The organism is Enterobacter sp. V89_11, assembly GCF_029967775.1.
In the GTDB taxonomy this organism is placed as follows: domain Bacteria; phylum Pseudomonadota; class Gammaproteobacteria; order Enterobacterales; family Enterobacteriaceae; genus Enterobacter; species Enterobacter ludwigii.
In genome coordinates this window covers 1-19,138 of the sequence record NZ_JASCAN010000023.1, presented here as the reverse complement: position 1 = coordinate 19,138, position 19,138 = coordinate 1, and the positions used below count along the sequence as shown (strand labels likewise).

The window sequence follows — 19,138 nt, the reverse complement described above, 5'->3', positions numbered from 1 at the left end:
GACCTGACGGTCCCTTTTTTTCACCCGTTTACCCCGGACGACTCAGAACGTTTCCCAGTTATCACCCGACACCGCAGGCGCAGGACGTAAAGGTGCGTTTTTCACCGCTGGCGCAGACGAGACTGAACGGCCAGGCTTTGCGCCACTCAGACGAAATGCCCCGACTGCCTCGGTCAGACGCGCGCCCTGTTCTTCCAGGGAGGCCGCCGCCGCAGAGGCTTCCTCCACCAGCGAGGCGTTCTGCTGCGTCACTTTGTCCATCTCCGAAATCGCCTGGCTGACCTGCTCGATACCGCGGCTCTGTTCGTCGGAGGCGGCGGCAATTTCCAGCATAATATCGGTGACGCGTTTCACCGCATCGACGATGTCGTTCATGGTGTTGCCCGCGGCGACCACTTCACCGGAACCCTGATCGATCAGGGAAACCGACTCGTTGATCAGGCTTTCAATCTCTTTCGCGGCATTTGCACTTCGGCTCGCCAGGGTACGCACTTCGCTCGCCACCACCGCAAAGCCGCGTCCTTGTTCACCCGCACGCGCTGCTTCTACTGCCGCATTGAGCGCCAGGATATTGGTCTGGAACGCAATGCTGTTAATCACCGCAGTAATCTCAGAGATCTTCTTCGAACTGGTGGAGATATTGCTCATCGTTTTCACCACGCCGGAGACCATCTGGCCGCCACGGCTGGCTTTACCGGAGGCATCTTCCGCCAGCTTGCTGGCATGGTGCGCGTTATCGGCATTCTGTTTCACCGTCGCGGTCAGCTGTTCCATACTTGCGGCAGTCTGCTCAATGGCGGCCGCCTGCTGTTCGGTACGGGATGAGAGATCGGTGTTGCCAGCCGAGATTTCACTGGTTCCACGATAGATCTCTTCCGCCCCCTGGCGTACGGTGCCAACCGTGGTCTCCAGCGAGTGCTGCATGGTTTGCAGGTCGCGCGTCAGCCGGCCAATTTCGCTGCGCCCGGCGACATCATCCGGCATCGTCAGGTCGCCTTTTGCAATGTTCTCGATTCGCGTGGCAGCACGCTGAAGCGGATTGATGACCGTGCGGCGCAGCACGATAAAGGTCAGCGCGGTCAACACCAGCGCCAGGGCAAACGCCCCGACCATAAACATCAGGCCCAGCTGCGTGCGGCTGTGCGCCTGCGCCGTCAGGGCATTGGCCCGGTCGGTACGGATCTTAATCGCCTTCAGCAGGACGGCGTTATAAGCGTCATCCAGCGGGCGCGCGGATTCGTTTTCATGGTTAATGATCGCTTCAAACATGCCGTTTTTGGCAAATTTAACCATCGGCTGAAGGCCCGCGATATAGGCGTCAAAGCGTGTTTTCAGTTCGGCATCCAGCGCTTCATCCTCCGCCGTACGAACGGGGCGGTTCATGTACGCATTAAAGCCATCCTGAGACTGCTTAATACGTTTTTCCGCCTCGCTGATGTTCTGCTTCATTGCATCCATCTCGGCGATACGGCTGGCCGCGCCAGCGTGGATCATATTGATACGCGCGGTGCGAAGATGGTTAGAACTGTTCGACAGCCCCATACGCACCTGAATTTCTGATGTGACATCCTGCTGATCGGCGTCTGCCTGCAGCAGGAAATAGCCCGCCAGACCTGAGCTCAAGGCGAACAGCAAAATAATGCCACCGAGAATGGAGGAAAACAGCGGAACCAGCCTGATATGATGCAAAAAGCTCAGCGTGCGCTGCGCCTGCATCGTTGTTGTGTTGTCCATGACCGTCGACTCTCTTGTAGGTAAGATGCGTAAAAACACGCCTGTAAAATAGTCATCGGCACGGCTGGAGATTAGCTTACGGCTAAAAGCGCAAGGCAGGTCACACTTTAGAGAAGATTATGCAGGAAACGCCAGCGGCAAAAAAACCGCTGGCAGAAGAGTTACTTGTCGCCGAAGTGAATCACGGTACGGATGGACTTACCTTCGTGCATCAAATCGAACGCGTCGTTGATTTGCTCCAGCGGCAGGCGATGGGTAATGAACGGGTCGAGCTGAATTTTCCCGACCATTGCATCTTCCACCATGCCCGGAAGCTGGGTGCGCCCTTTCACGCCGCCAAACGCTGAACCACGCCACACACGGCCGGTCACCAGCTGGAATGGACGGGTTTTGATCTCCTGGCCCGCACCGGCAACGCCAATGATGATGCTCTCACCCCAGCCTTTGTGGCAGCATTCAAGCGCGGAACGCATCACGTTAACGTTACCGATACATTCGAAGCTGAAGTCAACGCCGCCATCGGTCATCTCAACGATCACATCCTGAACCGGCTTATCGTAGTCTTTCGGGTTCACGAAATCAGTGGCACCCATTTCGCCTGCCAGTGTGAATTTCTCCGGGTTAGTATCGACAGCGATAATACGACCCGCCTTCGCCTGCACCGCCCCCTGGATTACCGCCAGACCGATACCGCCCAGACCGAACACCGCAACGGTGTCGCCCTCTTTCACTTTTGCGGTGTTATGCACCGCGCCAATCCCGGTGGTCACGCCGCAGCCCAGCAGGCAAACTTTATCCAGCGGCGCCTGTGGGTTCACTTTCGCCAGCGAAATTTCCGCGCACACGGTGTATTCGCTGAAGGTACTGGTGCCCATGTAGTGATAGATCGGCTCACCGTTATAGGAGAAGCGAGTGGTACCGTCTGGCATCAGACCTTTACCCTGAGTAGCGCGAACCGCCTGGCAGAGGTTAGTTTTGCCGGATTTACAGAACTTACACTCACCACATTCTGCCGTGTACAGCGGAATCACATGGTCACCCGGTTTCAGGCTGGTCACGCCCTCGCCGACTTCCACCACAATCCCGCCGCCTTCGTGGCCGAGTACCGCCGGGAAAACGCCTTCAGGATCGTCACCCGAAAGGGTAAACGCATCGGTATGGCACACGCCGGTATGGGTAATTTTGATCAGGACTTCGCCTTTCTTCGGCGGAGCCACGTCGATTTCAACGATTTTGAGCGGCTGGCCGGGGCCAAATGCGACAGCAGCGCGAGATTTCATAATGTCTCTTCCCTTATTGTGAGGTCTGTGGGTTTATTTTAGATAAGAGCGCAGCAAATGACCGACTTCTGCCATGCGAACGGCCCGCTGGTCCGGCGTTGTTTCCCCGGTCACCAGCTCATCTTTGAGGTGAATTTCAACCATTTCGCCCATCAGCCCATTCGCAGCACCGCGCACGGCGGCAATTTGCTGCAGGATGGCCAGACAGGGGTCGCCCGATTCCAGTGCACGCTCAAGAGCATCAACCTGCCCTCGAATGCGGCGGACGCGCGTCAGAATACGTTTTTTATCTGCGGGTGAATGCGGCATACGCCCTCCTGATACTATAGGGGGGTATTGTATCTTTTAAAACAGGTTTATGTAAACATTAGCTTTTACGTGGTTATCGTGTAGTTAGCTGAGGGGGTCATCAGCCAGAATTGCTGCTCAGGGTTAGTTCATCTCCTGCGATTTGCTCATAACCACGACCAAAGGATGCAGAACGAATCGTGTGGCTAAATTTCCCTTTCTGCCCGTATCTGGGTTCACCAGGTGAATATATCTGTCGCCACGTTTCCTCCGGACGTAAAAAAACCCGCCTAAGCGGGTCATTTTTTTAGCTAAAAATCACGGGTATTTTTTCTTCAATTCATCAAGCTTGTTACCGTCTTCCTCTGTAAACATTGTTGCATCAAACAACGCCCGCTTATCAGTACCGTCTACTCTCATGACTGTCACAGTGAAAACAGCGTCGCTTGGGGCATAAAGTTGACCCCATTCAGAATTTTTAGGCGGAGCCAGAGCCCATGTAGCTTCTTCATTCGGTTTAAGCCCGTCAGGAATATCGTAAAAGAACTTACTTTCCAACCAGGGATCTGAGTGTCCGCTGCTTGCTATCACTCCATGCAGGTAGGCTCTGGAAATAACGTTTTCACTCTTGTTTTTTACAACCAGTCTAATTACGGGTTGTGGCTCACCGTCTGCCTCAGGCTCCCTGGTAAATCTGGCTGATAAAACCTGGATTTTCTTCAGCTCCTCTTTAGCCATATCTGAGTCAGCTTTTTTCTTTTCTAGCGTTTTAATTTCCTGAATTGCCTGTTCTTTCTGCTTAAGCTCTCTCTCAGCTGTTACTTTCTGAGCATAAGAAATGACTTCCTCAGCAGTCTTTCCCGACAGGGGTTCGCGCATCTTTTTGCTGAGGTCTTCTTTGTCATTGTCTGATGAAGCATGCATGAGATCAGCCATGTTGATGTTACTGAATGCCACAACTTGCAGAGCGCTATCAAACTCCTCCCGCTTATTCTCCGGAAGTGACTCTCTGACTTTAGCTATAGACGATTTCATTGCATCATCAGTTGATGAGTCAATTTTAGGTTTATCGCAACCGGCAAGTAAGCAGGAAAGTAATATCACGCCAACAATTTTTTTCATGTCCCTATTCCATCAGTAAAAATTAGGAACAATCTTATCAGGAATTGGTGCATTGATAAAATAAGCATATAGAACATTAACTTGATTCAGTTGCATTCCACACGTCTGGTGATTATCAACGCCAGGCGCAGGGTCGTTTTCACCATGCCTTCTGCGTTTTGGCTGCGGCCATCACATCCCGCTCATTCATCACAATAAAAAAGGCCACCGAATGGCAGCCCTGGTCGTTAGGTATTTATCAATATCGTTTCATGGTGCCGACTGGCGTCCTTTCTGACCAATCAGGCCTCTCACCAGCCATGATCGCACGCTGTTGGGATGGTGTCACAGACTGGGTTATCTCTGGCATAGCCTTGTATTCAGGTTTTTGAGGTGGGCTGAGAACCAGATCGGAACTACAACCTGTCAGCAAAAAAATCGCAAGAAGAGAGGAATTAAACTTGTGCACTCTATACCCTTCCAATGGGATAAAAAAATAAAGAAAGAATCGTGGTGCCGGGTGCATCCCAGTGACTCTCCCCTGGTAAGCAAAGACGCGTGCATACCTGCGGACAGCAGTAGTCCGGAACGCCCTCTCGTCAGAGAGGATTCACCACAGAAATAAATTATGTCGAATTTATTCCTTCGGTCAATGCATGATTGCTGCGAGTCGTCGCAGGATCGGGGGAATACGAGGTGACGTGATCGGAGCCATAGAAAAGAAACGTGGATGTTTACGTTCGCCGGGGTTTGCCCTGAACGTTCACTTTCTTCGGTTACGGGACTACAATTCAATAAATTTCATTCACATAGAGTTGATATGATGAGTACAACCCCCTTTATCCGCCCTCAACTTACCCTGCCAGACGGTGCCGACAAACTGCTGCTGCACTCCTGTTGCGCCCCCTGCTCGGGAGAAGTGATGGAGGCCATCCAGGCGTCGGGAATTGATTACACCATATTTTTCTATAACCCCAATATTCATCCACAAAAGGAATACCTCATCCGTAAGGAGGAGAATATTCGCTTTGCGGAAAAACACGGCGTGCCGTTTGTCGATGCCGATTACGACACCAATAACTGGTTTGAACGCGCTAAGGGCATGGAATGGGAACCCGAGCGCGGCATCCGCTGCACCATGTGCTTCGATATGCGTTTCGAACGCACAGCGTTGTATGCGGCAGAAAATGGTTTTCGCGTCATCAGTAGTTCATTAGGGATCTCCCGCTGGAAGAATATGCAGCAGATAAATGACTGCGGCCAGCGTGCGGCAACGCGCTATCCGGGGATGGTCTACTGGGACTACAACTGGCGCAAACAGGGCGGTTCCTCACGCATGATTGAGATAAGCAAGCGAGAACAGTTTTACCAGCAGGAATATTGCGGGTGCGTGTATTCGCTCAGGGACAGTAACCTGCACCGCAAATCTCAGGGCCGCCCGCTTATCCGGATTGGGAAACTGTATTACGGTCAGGATGAGAATGAGAAATAAAGGGTTTATGGCATAGAGATATATCCGAAAACAGGAGGATTTTGTGCCAAATTCCGCCCTGCGTCCCTTAAAACGCAAAAGAGAGGCTATCCTTATACTATCAACACAAGGAGGCAAAAATGACTGATTTCAATACTGATAAAAATACACAGTTTGCAGAAGACAAAGCGAAAAATAAACTCGATGAACTGGCAGGCTCAGCCCAGCAGCAGTTTGGCGATTTCGTTGATTCCCCTAAGCATCAGGTTAAAGGTGCTGCCAAAAAATATGCCGCGCAGGCCAGCGACGCCGTTTCCGATGTCACTGAAGCGGTGAGGAACAATCCCCTGACGGGTTTAATTGCTGCGGGGGCGGTAGGTATTGTTCTCGGCCTGTTACTGGGTCGAAAATAAATAAAGGCCCTTCGGGGCTTTATTTTTGCGCTTTAGCTAAACAATCTGACCATGCGATCTAATTCGTCTTCTTTCACGGCCCGCGACAGATAATAGCCCTGAAAACTTTTAACCCCAAGGGCGACTAACTTTTCAAACTTCTCTTCGCTATCCACCCCTTCAGCAATACAATCCGTGCCGGTCATATCGCTGTATATCTGTATTGCTTTAATAAGATTATAATCGTTGTCATTCGCCACAAAATGCTCGACGATATCCCGGTCAAGCTTTAATCCATCAAAATGCACCTGCCTTACCGGGAACATGGTTTGATGGTTGGAAAAGCAGTCATCGAGAAACAGCCGGCACCCGGTATTGCGTAAACGCCGCATGGTTTCTGGGATCGTCCTATCCTTGGTTACATCAATATCTTCGGCAAATTCAAAGACCAGCTTGTCGGCCCACTGCGGATTGAGCAGCATCGCCACAGCCTTTTTGGCCATGTCGGGAAGTGCATTACCCGAGGCAAGTCGCGGGGGGATATTGACGGAAAAATAATATTTACCGTTATATTTATTAATACCCGACACCGCAGCATGAATCACTAGCGCAGTAATTTTTAGCCATATTTCCTGGCTTGAAATATCAGTAAGAAAATTAACTGGCTTGATAATTTTACCATTATTATTCCAGCGAATGAGTATCTCAAACCCCACCCCCTTCTTATAACGATCGGTTATGATCTGATACGCAGGGAATATCTCTCTTTTTAGCAATGCATTATAAACCGCCGTCTCTTTGGCAGAGAGACTTTCTTTTTGCGTTAACCGTTCCGTGCTGCCTTCCATTCTTAAGGCATGCGGATCTTTCAGCCAGCGTCGGATCTGGTGTAATTTTTTAACCCCTTCCTTACGATGGGTATAAACCGTTTTATTAGACAGCCCCATTTTTTCACATTGCTCTTTTACTGACATTCCGCGATAAAAATTTAATAAAACGCTTACCTCTCTTTCGGTTAAACCTTTTACGTTTTCCTGAAAAGACAACCCCCAGTATTGGTCACGCAATGAACGTGAGTTATCCTTAAATACGTCATTATGCATACGAAAACAGGTCATAACATCAGACACGCTGGCTATACGAATCAATGAAAGCTGGAAAGTATTATTTAACAGATTCCCCAGCGTTCGATACAGCCAGCCATCCGGCATTTCCCCGTACAGGGTTACCTTTCGAATAACAGGAAGTTTATTTAGCACGCAAGCGAGTCGCTTCAGGCTCTCCAGCAGAGAGACCACACCTTTTCCGAGGAACACCGAGATTTGAGCATTTTGACTGCTAAGGATATTTTCCAGATCCTGCCGGGAAGGTTCATCCCCCTCAAAACGAACGTGCGAAGCGTCTATACCGTACTGTTTGAGTAACAGACTGTACCCCTGAAATGTGAAATGGCAGGTTGAGATGACAAATTTTTGCTCATAAAAAGCAGCATTTCTGAAAGAAATATTTTGGGTCATAACCTGCTCCTGGGCACAAAAAAACATATCCCATTTGTGAATGTAACAAAATATAAAAAACCCTGTTGTTGATAATAATTTTACAGTACACCATCAGGTTAAGAAACCGTTATCAACGTGACTCACGAGAACATCTTTGTGTTAATCACCGCCTGTATCCATATGCAGTATAAATATAAAATTCGCATCAAATAATAACGGTAAATATGTCAATCTCAAGGTATAATGAAAAATCCGAAAGAAGACTGGATACTTCATCTATCGGCTCATTCATATAAGAGACAAACGCTATGGATAATCATATCTCATCCAGGGCCTTGCTACATCGAAGGGATGTCATTAAAAACAATCCGCGATTCAGTGAGGCAATAACAGAGCACTACACCATTAATGACGCCATCTACAAAAAACAACCTTTGTTCTACAAAACGATGCTTCAGGAATCACGGTTCAACATTATTCTTTCCATGTGTTGTTTTATCTTTGGAAATCAGGCTGAGTCAGTATCAGAAATTAAAGAATTATGTTCCCGTTATAAAATAGCCAGCCCCAACAGTGTGATTGCGATCATCACCTTGCTCAGAACCACCGGGCGCATCAAGACCTGGCGCTGCAGTGAAGACAGACGCAAAACGAGAATCGCACCGACTGAAAAGGGACTTAATGAACTTAAACGCTACATGTCCGGCGCATTTTTGCCGGTAAGTATTCTTTTCCCAAAGTTTAATATCAACGTTAATCTGCTGGATAACGACATCCTGCGAAATAACTTTTTCCGTCGCGCAGCGGAATACCTTTTCAGGGGATTAACGTTCAGGAAGGTTTTGCCTGAAGTGGGATTGTTTATTGATAAAGACGGAGGGCGAATGATAATGTTATATCTTTACCTGCAGGCCATAAAAAATAAAACCGCACATGGTGCAGTAATACCTTATTCAGCCAACTTACTGGCTAAAGAATTTTTTGTTTCACGGATCCACGTCAACCGTATTATCAAATCGGCGCAAGAGGCGGGTTATCTTAAAGATCAGGGTGATGGCCAGATGTCGATTTACCCGGCGTTTATAGAACTGGTCGAAAACTATGCCGGATTATACTTCGCCTATGTGACTCACTATATCAACGTCGTTCCTAAAGAACGACGCCACGTTGTTAACGTAACGTCGACGGTATAATGTTTCTGGCGTTCGGTTTCCCGAACGCCCTTTGTTTACCGTTCCCGCAGTGCCTCTTTCGCCTTATTAAGCGGTTTCAACAGATAATCCAGAATCGTTTTACTGCCTGTTTTAATATCAACGGTCGCAATCATCCCCGGAAACACCGGGAAGGCTTTGCCTTGTTTATTGGTCAGATGGTTACTGTCAGTGCGGATATAGACCCGATAGTAATACACATCCCTTTTCACCTCATCCTGAAGCGTATCCGGCGAAATCATGGTCACCTCGCCCTCTAGCCCACCGTAAATGGAGTAGTCATAGGCGGTCACTTTCACCAGCGCTTTTTGTCCCGGATGAATAAAGGCGACATCGCGCGGCGAGATTTTCGCTTCAATCACCATCTGGTCATCAAGCGGAACCAGGCTCATCAGCTTGCCGTTTGGCGGAATCACCCCTCCCACGGTTGTCACGTCGATATCCTTAACGATCCCGCGCACCGGCGCATTGAAGGTCAGTCTGGTCAACGAATCTTCACGCCCTTTCATCACTGAACGTTGCGCTTCAATCTCCGCGTTCGCTTTCGCCAGCTCTTCACGGGCGCGAACGTAATACTGGTTTTTCATCTCGGTGATTTTGTTCTCAAACTCATTTTTTTGACGCTCAAGACGTAACACCTCCACCTTACTGGCTGCCCCCTGCGTCACCAGCGGACGGGTCAGCGACAGCTCACGCTGCACCAGCTCGGCCCCCTGCCGTAAACCCGCCAGCCCTTTCTCAAGACTTTCGCGACGAGACTGATACAGCGCCGTTTCCTGTTTGACCAGTTCAACGTCATCATCCAGCTCTGCCGGAAAAGCCAGTGCCGTGTCGTTCACTTCGGCCTTCAGACGCGAGGCGGTTGCCAGCGCGGCATTCAGGCGCGATTCACTTTCCAGCACGCTTGATTCGGTTTTCGTCCGGTCAAGCTGTGCCAGCTGCTGACCACGCTCAACGATGTCGCCTTCACGCACCAGCAAACTGTGAATAATGCCCCCTTCGAGGGACTGGATCACCTGCTCGTGGGAAGAGGGGATCACCTTGCCGCTACCGGTGGTGACCTCATCAAGGCTGAACAGGCTTGCCCAGGTGATAAATACCGCCAGCAGGGCGAACAGCGACCAGGCGACCCAGGTTGACCGCGGCAAGCGTGGCTCCTTCAGGCGGCTGTTGACGCGAGAGAAATCAGTCATGCTACGCCCTCCTCTGCTACTGGTGTCGGTTTCATGGTCACGGTACGCTGTGAGGCTTTTTGCGGCGCCATACCGTGCTGGCGAAGGATGGCGTCGCGCGGGCCATCCATGATCACCTTGCCGTTTTCCAGCACGATGATACGGTCAACCAGTTCCAGAATAGGCAGACGATGGGTCGCGACCACCAGCGTCCGGCGCTTGCCCAACCACGGTTTAAGGTGCTGGATAAACTGCTTCTCACTCATCTCGTCAAGCCAGGCGGTAGGTTCATCCAGCAACAAAATGTTCGGAGAGGTGATCAGAGCACGAGCCAGTAATAACGCCTGACGCTGCCCGCCGGACAGGCCCGCGCCGCCTTCGTTGATAATGTAGTTGAGCCCCATTTTCTGTTTGCGGACAAACTCCAGCGCACCACTGTTCACCAGCGCCTGATGGATCTCATCGTCGGTGGCCAGCGGGTTGCCCATCAGAATGTTGTCCCGCACGGAGCCAAAGAACAGCCGCGCCTGCTGGCTCAGCAGCTGCATGTCGCGGCGCACGTCAGCCGGGTCCAGATGGTTCAACGCGATATCATCCAGCAGAATGCTGCCCTGCTGAGGCTCCTGCATCCCTGCCAGCAGTTGCAGCAGCGTGCTTTTGCCGGAGCCATTGCGTCCGAGCACCGCCACCCGCTCACCGGCGCGAATCTGCAGTTTGCTGATGTTCAGAACGGTGAGTTTTTCTTCATCGTCGTACCAGAACCCCACCTCTTCCAGCGCATAATCCCCCCGCAGATGGGCTTTATGCACCTTCTTGCCCTGCTGAGGATCGTCAATCGGGCGCTGCATCAGATCGTCGAGTCCTTTACGCGCCACTTTCGCCGACTGCCAGCGGGAGAGCACGCCTGAAATTTGCGACAGCGGCGCGATGGTCCGCGACGCGAGAATAGAGGTCCCCACCAGCGCACCGGTGGTCATGTCCCCGCTGATAACCAGGTAACACCCCACCAGCAGCACCACGGCATACACAATCGACTGCACCTCCTGCGTCCAGGTCAGCAACAGCCCGGTCAGCCAGCGCTGCTTCATGCCGACGTTAGCGGCAACATCATTGGTGTTATTCCACTGATTCTGGAAGCGCTGTTCAGCGCGCATCAGCTTGATGTCTTCAATGCCCTGAACCGCCTCCACCAGCGTGGCGTTACGAATGGCAGACTCGCGCATCCCTTCGCTGGACAGTTTGCCCAGCGGGCGCTGGACCAGCAGGCCCGGGATAAGCAGCAGCGGCACGGCAAGCAGGACAACCAGTACCAGCGGTCCGCCAATCATCCACAAAATGAACACAAACAGCAGGAAGAACGGCAGATCGGAGATGGCCGCAATGGTAGTGGACGTGATCAGTTCACGAACCGACTCCAGCTCGCGGATCTGGGCAATGAACGACCCGGTTGACTTAGAGCGGGCCCCGTTTTTAATCCGCAGCGCGTGTGCAAAAACGCGTTCAGAAATACGCAGGTCGGCGCGTTTACCCACCACATCCGAAATGTGCACGCGCAGCATGCGCATGATGAATTCGAAAACAATGGCGATCATCACGCCGCCAAACAGGACCCACAGCGTGGCTTCCGATTGCGAGGGCACCACCCTGTCATACACCTGCATGGAAAAGACCATGCCGGAAAGGGCCAGGACGTTAGCGACCAGCGCCACCAGCATAATATCGCTGTAGCGTCGCCAGTCCTTCAGGGCCAGCTGCCAGAACCAGTTTTTCTCATACGGTTTGATGTAATCATCCACCCGGGCATCCGGCGTGGACTCGAGCGGGCGCAGCACCAGCAGTCCTGTCAACCGTGAGCACAGCGCATCACGCGTCAGCGTCGTCTCCAGGCCGCCGTCACCGCTGAACTGCAGGCTCACGTTGCCCTCGCTGTCCATGCGGTTAATGACCGCGATTTGTCCGCCGGTAAATTCCGCAAGCAGAGGTAAACGCCACGGGTCGAGGGAGACCGCGTCGGCCGCCACCATACGCATCCCTAACCCAAGCTGGCGTGCCATCTCTTCCAGCACCAGCTGGCGTGGAGACTGGCTTTCATGGTTAATCGTGACCCGAACATGCTCTGCCGAGAAGTCCAGCCGATAGTGCTTCGCGATGATGAGCATGCCCTGCAACCAGGATTCGTACTGTGGATGTGTCTTCATAATGTTGTGAAATCTTTTATCGCTCTTCGTTGTAGCCACGCAAAAGGCCGCGAGGATCGCTCCTCGCGGCATAGTTTTACGCAATTAACAGTTGATGATTTGCCAGCAGCGTAGCCAGATCGGTCTGCACGCCGTTCAGCGTGACCAGCGTTGTGGGTGAGAACTGGCCGCCGCTACCGTCCAGGTCAACCTGGATTTCGGTATTGCTGCCGTTTTGCACCACGCGGATGTAATCGGTGATATTCCCCGCACTGCCGTCCAGCGTGGCGACCCCGTTCACATAGCTCGCTGAGCCCGTACCGGTGTAGCCGCTGCCTGAAAGCAGGTCGCGCAGGTCAATACGATCCGTATCCGCCGTGCCTTCCCAGGTGCCTACCGTAAAGCCGTTCACCACATCACTGCCGTTACCGCCTGTGGCATTGGAGGCGTTGATCAACGTGTAGAGCAGCGTATCGTGACCGCCGCTGCCAATATTGAACGTGTCGTTACCGCCACGGCCTTCGAACTGGTTGTTACCGCTGTTGCCGGTAATGACATCGTCAAAGTCCGAGCCGTTAATGCCCTCAATGTTCAGCAGGCGTGAGGTACCAAACCCGGTGTCCTGCGCGGTAGAAAGACGCAGATCGACGGTCACGCCGGACGTCGCATTGCGGTAGTCCACCACGTCCATCCCCCCGGTGTTACTCCAGGTGTCGTGATCCGAGTGGGTCGTCCAGCCGCCGGAACCGTTATAGGTATACGTGCCGTCCTCGGCGATAAAGGTGTCGTTATACCCGGTACCGGTAAGCGTCCCGCTGTGCCCCCCGGTTGCTGCTTCGGCAGTGAGCACGTAGCCCTCTTTGCCGTTGCCGGCTTCCAGACCGCTCCAGGTGACGTTATCCGACACGCCATTGGTGATTTTCAGGATCTCGGCCGAGTAAGTTTCATTCGGATCCAGACCGTAGAAACTCACCAGTGCAGAGGTATCGTTCGAACCAATACCGGACTGGGCGTTGATGATCTGCGAGGCCACCAGTACGCCCGCCGCGTTATACAGATTGACCGTATTACCGTAGTAGGCGTTGATACCCTCACTGTCGACAATGTGCAGATGCATTGCCGTGCCGTCGGCAACGGTTTTGCTGTTTTGCACCAGCACCACTTTGCCGTTCTGCTGCGACACCAGCAGATCCTGCGCGCCGTCCCAGTTGTAATCCACGGCGGCCACACCGGTGACGTTCGCCAGCCCTGAAGCCAGCTGACTTGCTGTCCAGCTTGAACCGTAACCGTTGTTGGTAAACAGGGTTGCGGTCTGCGATCCGCTGTAGGTACTGAGCTTGATGACGTCCATCTGGCCGTCAGCGTTCCAGTCCACCGCCACCGACAGATACCCTGCTGACGCGTTAGACGCCTCAACCGCGCTCTTGGTGGTGGACAGTTTCCCGGTACCGTCGTTGTAGTAGATCACCCCGCCGTTGTTGTTGTAGCTGCTGCCCAGGTACAGATCCATGTAGCCATCGCCGTTGAAATCCGCCCACGTCATCGACGCCGCCGTGGTGGTATTCGCCACGTTTGCCACAAACACGTTAGTCAGGTTCTGACCGAGGGATAACGTCCCGTTACCGTTGTTGTTAATCACGGTAAGCGAGTACGCGCCGCTGCGGTTGGTGTGCTGAACCACATCCACGGTGCCGTCGTTATTCAGGTCAACGCCGGAGATTTCACGCATGGTGGTGAATTGTCCCCAGAACCCGGCGCCGCCATAGTTCCCATCCGGCGTGAGTACCCCCTTGTTGTTAATAAGGTAGGTAATGGAGTCCGCACCGGCATCGCCATACGCAAGGTCCAGATACCCGTCACCGGTTTTATCGTAGGCAATGACACCGCCGTACCAGATAGTGGTTCCCATACCCAGTTGGCTGGCGTTGTAAGTGCTGCCATCGTAGGTCCACATCACCTGTGTAGACCCGCCGTAGGTGGTTTCAGTCGCAAAGATGTCCTGCGTGCCGTTACGGTCGAAATCGGCGGCGGTCTGGCTTACGGCAGGGAAGCCACGCGTATTGGTTAGCGCGTTCGCCGCGTAGGTTGAATCATCACTGCTGGAATAGGACTGTCCGTTAGCAATGATATTCCACAGGCCGCTGCTGTTCATGCCGACGGTCATGGTCGAGTTATCGCTGTTACCCGCCGTGGTGGCCCAGCTGGTATTCACCGTGGTGGTGTCAATCACCAGGCTGCCGCTCGCCGTCCCGGTGGTATTGCCGTTACCCGCGCTGCTCTTCACCTGTGCCGTTACGTTATAGCTGGCAACGCTCAGTGCATCGCTGTCCGGGATCTGCAGATACCAGGTGTTGTGATCCGGGTCGACCACCACCGCGCCGCCCGTCTGCGAGGTGTAGGTTTTACCGTTCACATTCACCACCAGGTACTCGCCGTTCACCAGATCCGCGGAGACCGTTCCGCTGACAATCGGCGTGGTATCCGATGTTGTCTGCGCGATAATTGCCGCCGTGGTGGTCGGGATACTGGTATCGACGTTCAGTACAAACCCGTCCGATTCCGTATAGTTACCGGCTTTATCGGTTACCCGCAGGATATACGTATGATTGCCATCGCTCAGGCCGTTATCCTGGAAGGACCAGCTTGCGCTACCGTTCATCGTGACCTGGCCCAGCAGGATCCCGTCACGATAAAGCTGCACAATCTCACCGTCATCCGGCGCGCGGTTCAGCGTTCCGTTGATCAGCGGCGAGCTGTCATCCGTCGCCATCGCGCTGCCAAAGGAGCCCAGACGCTCACCTTCGTCATCGGTATAGCTCACCACGGTGCCCACGGTGGTTGGCGGCGTGGTATCCACCGTCACCACCTGCGATGAGGTTGAGCCCACGTTGCCCGCCTGGTCGATAATCCGCACCTGGTAGGTGTAATCACCGTCAGCCAGATCGCGGGTATCGGTGTAGCTCCAGCGCTGGTTGGTTACCGTTGCATCTGTCCAGGTATTCCCGCCGTCCAGGCTAATCTGCACGCGTTCATCATTGGCCAGCGCGCTGCCAAGCGAGCCGTTGAGCGTAAGCGTGGTGTCCATGGTGATGAAATCAGTGCCGGACTGCCCGGTATCTTCACTGATGCTGTCAATGGTGATGCCGTACTGAGGCGCGTGGGTATCAACCGTGACCGTCTGCGACGTGGTTGCCCCGACGTTACCGGCCAGATCGACCACCCGCACCTGATAGTTGTAGCTACCGTCGGCCAGGGTACGCGTGTCGTTATAGCTCCACTGTGTGCCATTCACCGTCGCGTTAACCCAGGTGGTGCCGCCATCCATACTGACCTGAACATACTCGCCCGCACCGGGTTGCGCCCCCAGCGTCCCGTTCAGGGTGTAGGACGTTGAACTGGTCAGGAAGTCGTTGTTGTCAAAGCCGGTATCCACGGTGATGTTATCCACGGTCACCGTAATCGCCGCATCCGGGGCGACCGTATCGACAGTCACCTGCTGATGGGCACTGGATCCCACGTTACCTGCGGCATCCACCACGCGCACATAATAGTCATAAGTGGCATTACCCAACGTACGGCCGTCCACGTAGTACCAGCTGTTGCCGGTGACAATCACGTTCTGCCAGGTCACTCCACCGTCGATGCTGATTTGCGCATATTCGCCGTCAGCCAGCGTCGCGCCGAGCGAGCCATGCAGCGTTAGCGAGGTATCATGGGTGATAAAGTCGCTGCTGCTCAGGCCGGTGTCATCGCTGATGCTGTCAATGGCGATGGTTTTACTGGCATCGGGTGCCACGGTATCAATGGTAACCACCTGGCTGGTGGTGGCGCTGATATTGCCCGCATCGTCAATCACGCGAAGCTGATAGTTATAATCGCCGTCCGCCAGCGTGCGGGTATCAACCCAAGTCCAGCTCAGTCCGCTGACGCTGACATCCGTCCAGGTTACGCCGCCATCGAGGCTGATCTGCGCGTGATCGCCACTCCCCAGCGCCGCACCGAGCGTCCCTTTCAGGCTGATCTGGTTATCGCTGGTGATAAAGTCGCTGCCAGACAAACCGGTATCCTGACTGACGGAATCGACCGTAATGGTCGTCGCCGCAGGCGCGGTGAGATCCACCACCACGTTCTGGCTGTCCGTTGCCCCTACGTTACCCGCGTTATCAATCACGCGGACCTGGTACTGATACGTACCGTCCGTCAGGGTGCGGCCATCGGTGTAGCGCCAGGTGGTGCCCGTGACGGCCAGGTCAATCCAGCTCGCCCCGCCGTCCACGCTGATCTGCGCTTTCTCGTTATTGCCGAGCTGCGCGGTCAATGAACCGTTAACAATAATCTGGCTGTCGTTGGTGATGAAATCACTCGCGCTCAGCCCGGTATCGTTTTGCAGGGCGTCGATACTGATCCCCATTGACGGCGCGGTCAGATCCACGGTCACGGTGTGATCGTCGCTGGCAGTGTTACCGATGGTATTACTCACCTGGGCATGGATCACATACGATCCTCCGTCTGCCAGCGCGGTCACGTCTGCACTGCCTACGGTATAGTTCCAGCTACCGTCAGCCTGCACGGTTGTGGTGTAGGTTTTGCCGTTCAGGGTGATGGTCACCGTCTGGCCCGCAGGCGCGTCGGTGGTACCACTGACCACCAGAGGGATACCATGTTCAGCGGCGCTGACGATATCGTCCTGCGCAAAGGTGTGGATAGTTATGCTCGGGACATCACCGTTTAGCGTCACGTCGTGCGTCGCGCTGCCCGAGTTACCGGCCTTATCGTTCACCGTCGCCGTTAGGGTGTAATTCCCGTCGCTCAGGCCGAGGAAATCATGCCCCGGCACAAAGACCGACCACGAGCCGTCCGCCCCCACGGTCGCCTGATAGCGGTGATCGTTGAAGGAAACCGTCACCGTCTGGCCCTGCTCCGCCGTGGTGGTGCCGCTGATGGTCTGGCCTGCCAGCTGCTCGGCGTTATTGACAATATCGTCATCCGCCACAGTGCCGATGGTTACGGTTGGCGCCACGGTATCCACCGTCAGGGTGTGAGTGGTCTGTCCGCTGTTACCCGCTTTATCGTTGACTGAAGCGGTCAGCGTCAGCGCCCCTTCATTCAGGGCCGCCAGGTCGGCGGCCGGCACATCCAGCGTCCACGTACCATCGTTCGCCACCGTTGCGCTGTAGGTTTTACCCCCCAGCGTTACGGTAACGGTCTGCCCGGCTTCCGCGCTGGTAGAACCGTGAACGGTCAGCGGCTGCTGTGCTTCCGCTGCATTTAACACGTCGTCGCCAGAGAGCGTATTCACACCGATCACCGGCGCGGTGGTATCCACGCTGATGCCGTGCGTTGCCGACGCGCTGTTGCCCGCGCTGTCCTGGGCAGCAACGGAGACAGGATAATGTCCGCCATCGGTCAGTGCGCCCACATCAGCAGCCGGCACGGTAGTCGTCCAGGAGCCGTCGCTCTGAATGGTGGCGGTGTAGCTTTTACCGTTCAGGGTTACCGTGACCTGCGTCCCGCTGGCAAACTGTGCGCTCGAGCCGTTAATCACCAGCGAGGTGCCAGCTTCTGCCGCGTTGATCACGTCGTCGCCGGCAATGGTATTCACGGTCAGCGCCACCGAGGCCGTGTTGACCACCACATCATGGGTCTTCGTGCTGCTGTTGCCCGCACTGTCGGTAATGGTTGCGCTGAGGGTCGCAGTGCCGTCAGCCAGCGAGGAAATGACGCTGGCCGGTACGCCCACACTCCAGTTGCCGCTCGCATCTACCGTTGTCGTGTACTGATGAGACCCGACGGTAATCACCAGCCTGTCGCCGACGTTTGCACCGGTTGCGCTACCGCTGACGATCTGCGCCTGCGCATGCTCCACGCTGTTGATCACATCATCAACGGCGACCGCGTTAAAGCTGATAACCGGTGGCGTGGTGTCAAGGGTAATGGCTTTAGCCGCACTGCCTGGGTTACCGGCCGCATCGCTCACGCTAACCTGTACGGTGTAGCCGTTGTCGGCCATCGCGGTCAGGTCGGCCCCGGGCACATTCACACTCCACGTGCCGCCTGCCTGAACCTGCGCGGTGTACTGCTTATCACCGAGCGTTACGGTGACCGTCTGACCCGCTTCTGCCGTGGTGGTGCCGGTGATGGCCACACCTGCAGACGCTTCGCTGGCGTTGATCACGTTGTCGCCGGCAACCGTATCAATCGTCGCGGCAGGCGCGGTCGCATCGACGCTGTATTCGCGCCCTGCTGAGGCGCTGTTGCCGTTCACGTTGGTGACGCTCACCTGTACGCTGGCATCGCCCTCTTTCAGACCGGCCAGGTCAGCAGACGGTACCGTCGCCGTCCAGTTACCGCTGGCATCAACGGTGGCCGTGTAGTGCTTGCCGCCAAAGGTGATGCTGACGGTCTGGTTGGCTTCCACGTTGCTGGTGGTGCCGGAAAGCAGCAGATCTGCCCCTTTCTCCGCCGCGTTAATCACATCGTCAACGGCAATGGTATCAATGCTGATGGCGACGGTCGCCAGATCAACCGTGACGTCATGGCTGATGGTCACCGGATTGCCCGTGGTGCTTTGGCCTGCAACGGTAACGGTTACCGTTCCTGCCGGCAGCGCGCTTACATCCGCCGCCGGAATAGCCGCGTTCCAGGTCCCGTCCGCCAGTACGGACGCCGCATAGGTTTTGCCGTTCACCGTTACCGTAAGCATGGTCCCCGCCGCCAGCCCATCGCTGGAGCCGCTGACAATCAGGTTCTGACCATGCTCGATGCTGTTAATCACATCGTCGCCTGCCACGGTATCGACACGCAGGCCCGGCA

At 54.4% G+C, this 19,138-nt stretch carries 11 protein-coding genes; 3 read left to right on the top strand and 8 right to left on the bottom strand.

What is annotated here, in order from left to right; all coding sequences use genetic code 11:
* Nucleotides 1-42: 42 nt before the first annotated feature.
* The 4 genes from QLG09_RS16225 to QLG09_RS16210 form a co-directional block, all read right to left on the bottom strand.
* Nucleotides 43-1,734, bottom strand: coding sequence for a methyl-accepting chemotaxis protein (locus tag QLG09_RS16225; protein ID WP_025204238.1), 1,692 nt, complete (start codon nt 1,732-1,734; stop codon nt 43-45).
* Nucleotides 1,735-1,895: 161 nt separating this feature from the next.
* The gene (locus QLG09_RS16220) at nt 1,896-3,014 is read right to left on the bottom strand and encodes an S-(hydroxymethyl)glutathione dehydrogenase/class III alcohol dehydrogenase (protein WP_014169990.1); all 1,119 of its coding nucleotides are present in this window, start codon (nt 3,012-3,014) and stop codon (nt 1,896-1,898) included.
* A 33-nt stretch (nt 3,015-3,047) separates the two neighbouring features.
* Nucleotides 3,048-3,323: a metal/formaldehyde-sensitive transcriptional repressor gene (locus QLG09_RS16215; protein ID WP_014169989.1), complete on the bottom strand. Its 276-nt coding sequence runs from the start codon at nt 3,321-3,323 to the stop codon at nt 3,048-3,050.
* A 297-nt stretch (nt 3,324-3,620) separates the two neighbouring features.
* Nucleotides 3,621-4,424, bottom strand: a complete 804-nt coding sequence (locus QLG09_RS16210; protein WP_020884201.1) for a DUF6694 family lipoprotein — start codon at nt 4,422-4,424, stop codon at nt 3,621-3,623.
* A gap of 802 nt (nt 4,425-5,226) precedes the next feature.
* On the opposite strand from QLG09_RS16210, the gene QLG09_RS16205 reads away from it, so the two are divergent.
* Both QLG09_RS16205 and QLG09_RS16200 read left to right on the top strand, forming a co-directional pair.
* The gene (locus tag QLG09_RS16205; protein WP_282489197.1) at nt 5,227-5,895 is read left to right on the top strand and encodes an epoxyqueuosine reductase QueH; all 669 of its coding nucleotides are present in this window, start codon (nt 5,227-5,229) and stop codon (nt 5,893-5,895) included.
* A gap of 119 nt (nt 5,896-6,014) precedes the next feature.
* Nucleotides 6,015-6,287 (top strand): CsbD family protein, encoded by a 273-nt coding sequence (locus tag QLG09_RS16200; protein ID WP_014169987.1) that lies wholly within the window; start codon nt 6,015-6,017, stop codon nt 6,285-6,287.
* A 32-nt stretch (nt 6,288-6,319) separates the two neighbouring features.
* Here QLG09_RS16200 and QLG09_RS16195 read toward each other — a convergent pair whose 3' ends face one another.
* Entirely contained in the window at nt 6,320-7,783 is a 1,464-nt protein-coding gene (locus QLG09_RS16195; RefSeq protein ID WP_282489082.1) for an EAL domain-containing protein, read from the bottom strand.
* Nucleotides 7,784-8,073: 290 nt separating this feature from the next.
* Between QLG09_RS16195 and QLG09_RS16190 the strand changes: the two genes are divergently transcribed.
* Nucleotides 8,074-8,958: a MarR family transcriptional regulator gene (locus tag QLG09_RS16190; protein WP_014169985.1), complete on the top strand. Its 885-nt coding sequence runs from the start codon at nt 8,074-8,076 to the stop codon at nt 8,956-8,958.
* Between the two features lie 35 nt (nt 8,959-8,993).
* Here QLG09_RS16190 and QLG09_RS16185 read toward each other — a convergent pair whose 3' ends face one another.
* The 3 genes from QLG09_RS16185 to QLG09_RS16175 form a co-directional block, all read right to left on the bottom strand.
* On the bottom strand, nt 8,994-10,169 hold the full coding sequence (locus tag QLG09_RS16185; RefSeq protein ID WP_214578941.1) for an HlyD family type I secretion periplasmic adaptor subunit: 1,176 nt from the start codon (nt 10,167-10,169) through the stop codon (nt 8,994-8,996).
* On the bottom strand, nt 10,166-12,346 hold the full coding sequence (locus QLG09_RS16180) for a type I secretion system permease/ATPase (RefSeq protein ID WP_282489081.1): 2,181 nt from the start codon (nt 12,344-12,346) through the stop codon (nt 10,166-10,168). The genes QLG09_RS16185 and QLG09_RS16180 overlap by 4 nt, the downstream gene beginning before the upstream one ends.
* Nucleotides 12,347-12,422: 76 nt before the next feature.
* A partial coding sequence (locus QLG09_RS16175; protein ID WP_282489079.1) for an Ig-like domain-containing protein occupies nt 12,423-19,138 on the bottom strand: 6,716 nt, incomplete at its 5' end.

Excerpts from the sequence above, each read along its gene's own strand:
- QLG09_RS16190 (WP_014169985.1), top strand. The coding sequence starts at position 8,074 with ATGGATAATCATATCTCATCCAGGGCCTTGCTACATCGAAGGGATGTC.
- QLG09_RS16200 (WP_014169987.1), top strand. The coding sequence starts at position 6,015 with ATGACTGATTTCAATACTGATAAAAATACACAGTTTGCAGAAGACAAA.
- QLG09_RS16180 (WP_282489081.1), bottom strand. The coding sequence starts at position 12,346 with ATGAAGACACATCCACAGTACGAATCCTGGTTGCAGGGCATGCTCATC.
- QLG09_RS16220 (WP_014169990.1), bottom strand. The coding sequence starts at position 3,014 with ATGAAATCTCGCGCTGCTGTCGCATTTGGCCCCGGCCAGCCGCTCAAA.
- QLG09_RS16225 (WP_025204238.1), bottom strand. The coding sequence starts at position 1,734 with ATGGACAACACAACAACGATGCAGGCGCAGCGCACGCTGAGCTTTTTG.
- QLG09_RS16185 (WP_214578941.1), bottom strand. The coding sequence starts at position 10,169 with ATGACTGATTTCTCTCGCGTCAACAGCCGCCTGAAGGAGCCACGCTTG.
- QLG09_RS16215 (WP_014169989.1), bottom strand. The coding sequence starts at position 3,323 with ATGCCGCATTCACCCGCAGATAAAAAACGTATTCTGACGCGCGTCCGC.
- QLG09_RS16205 (WP_282489197.1), top strand. The coding sequence starts at position 5,227 with ATGAGTACAACCCCCTTTATCCGCCCTCAACTTACCCTGCCAGACGGT.
- QLG09_RS16195 (WP_282489082.1), bottom strand. The coding sequence starts at position 7,783 with ATGACCCAAAATATTTCTTTCAGAAATGCTGCTTTTTATGAGCAAAAA.
- QLG09_RS16210 (WP_020884201.1), bottom strand. The coding sequence starts at position 4,424 with ATGAAAAAAATTGTTGGCGTGATATTACTTTCCTGCTTACTTGCCGGT.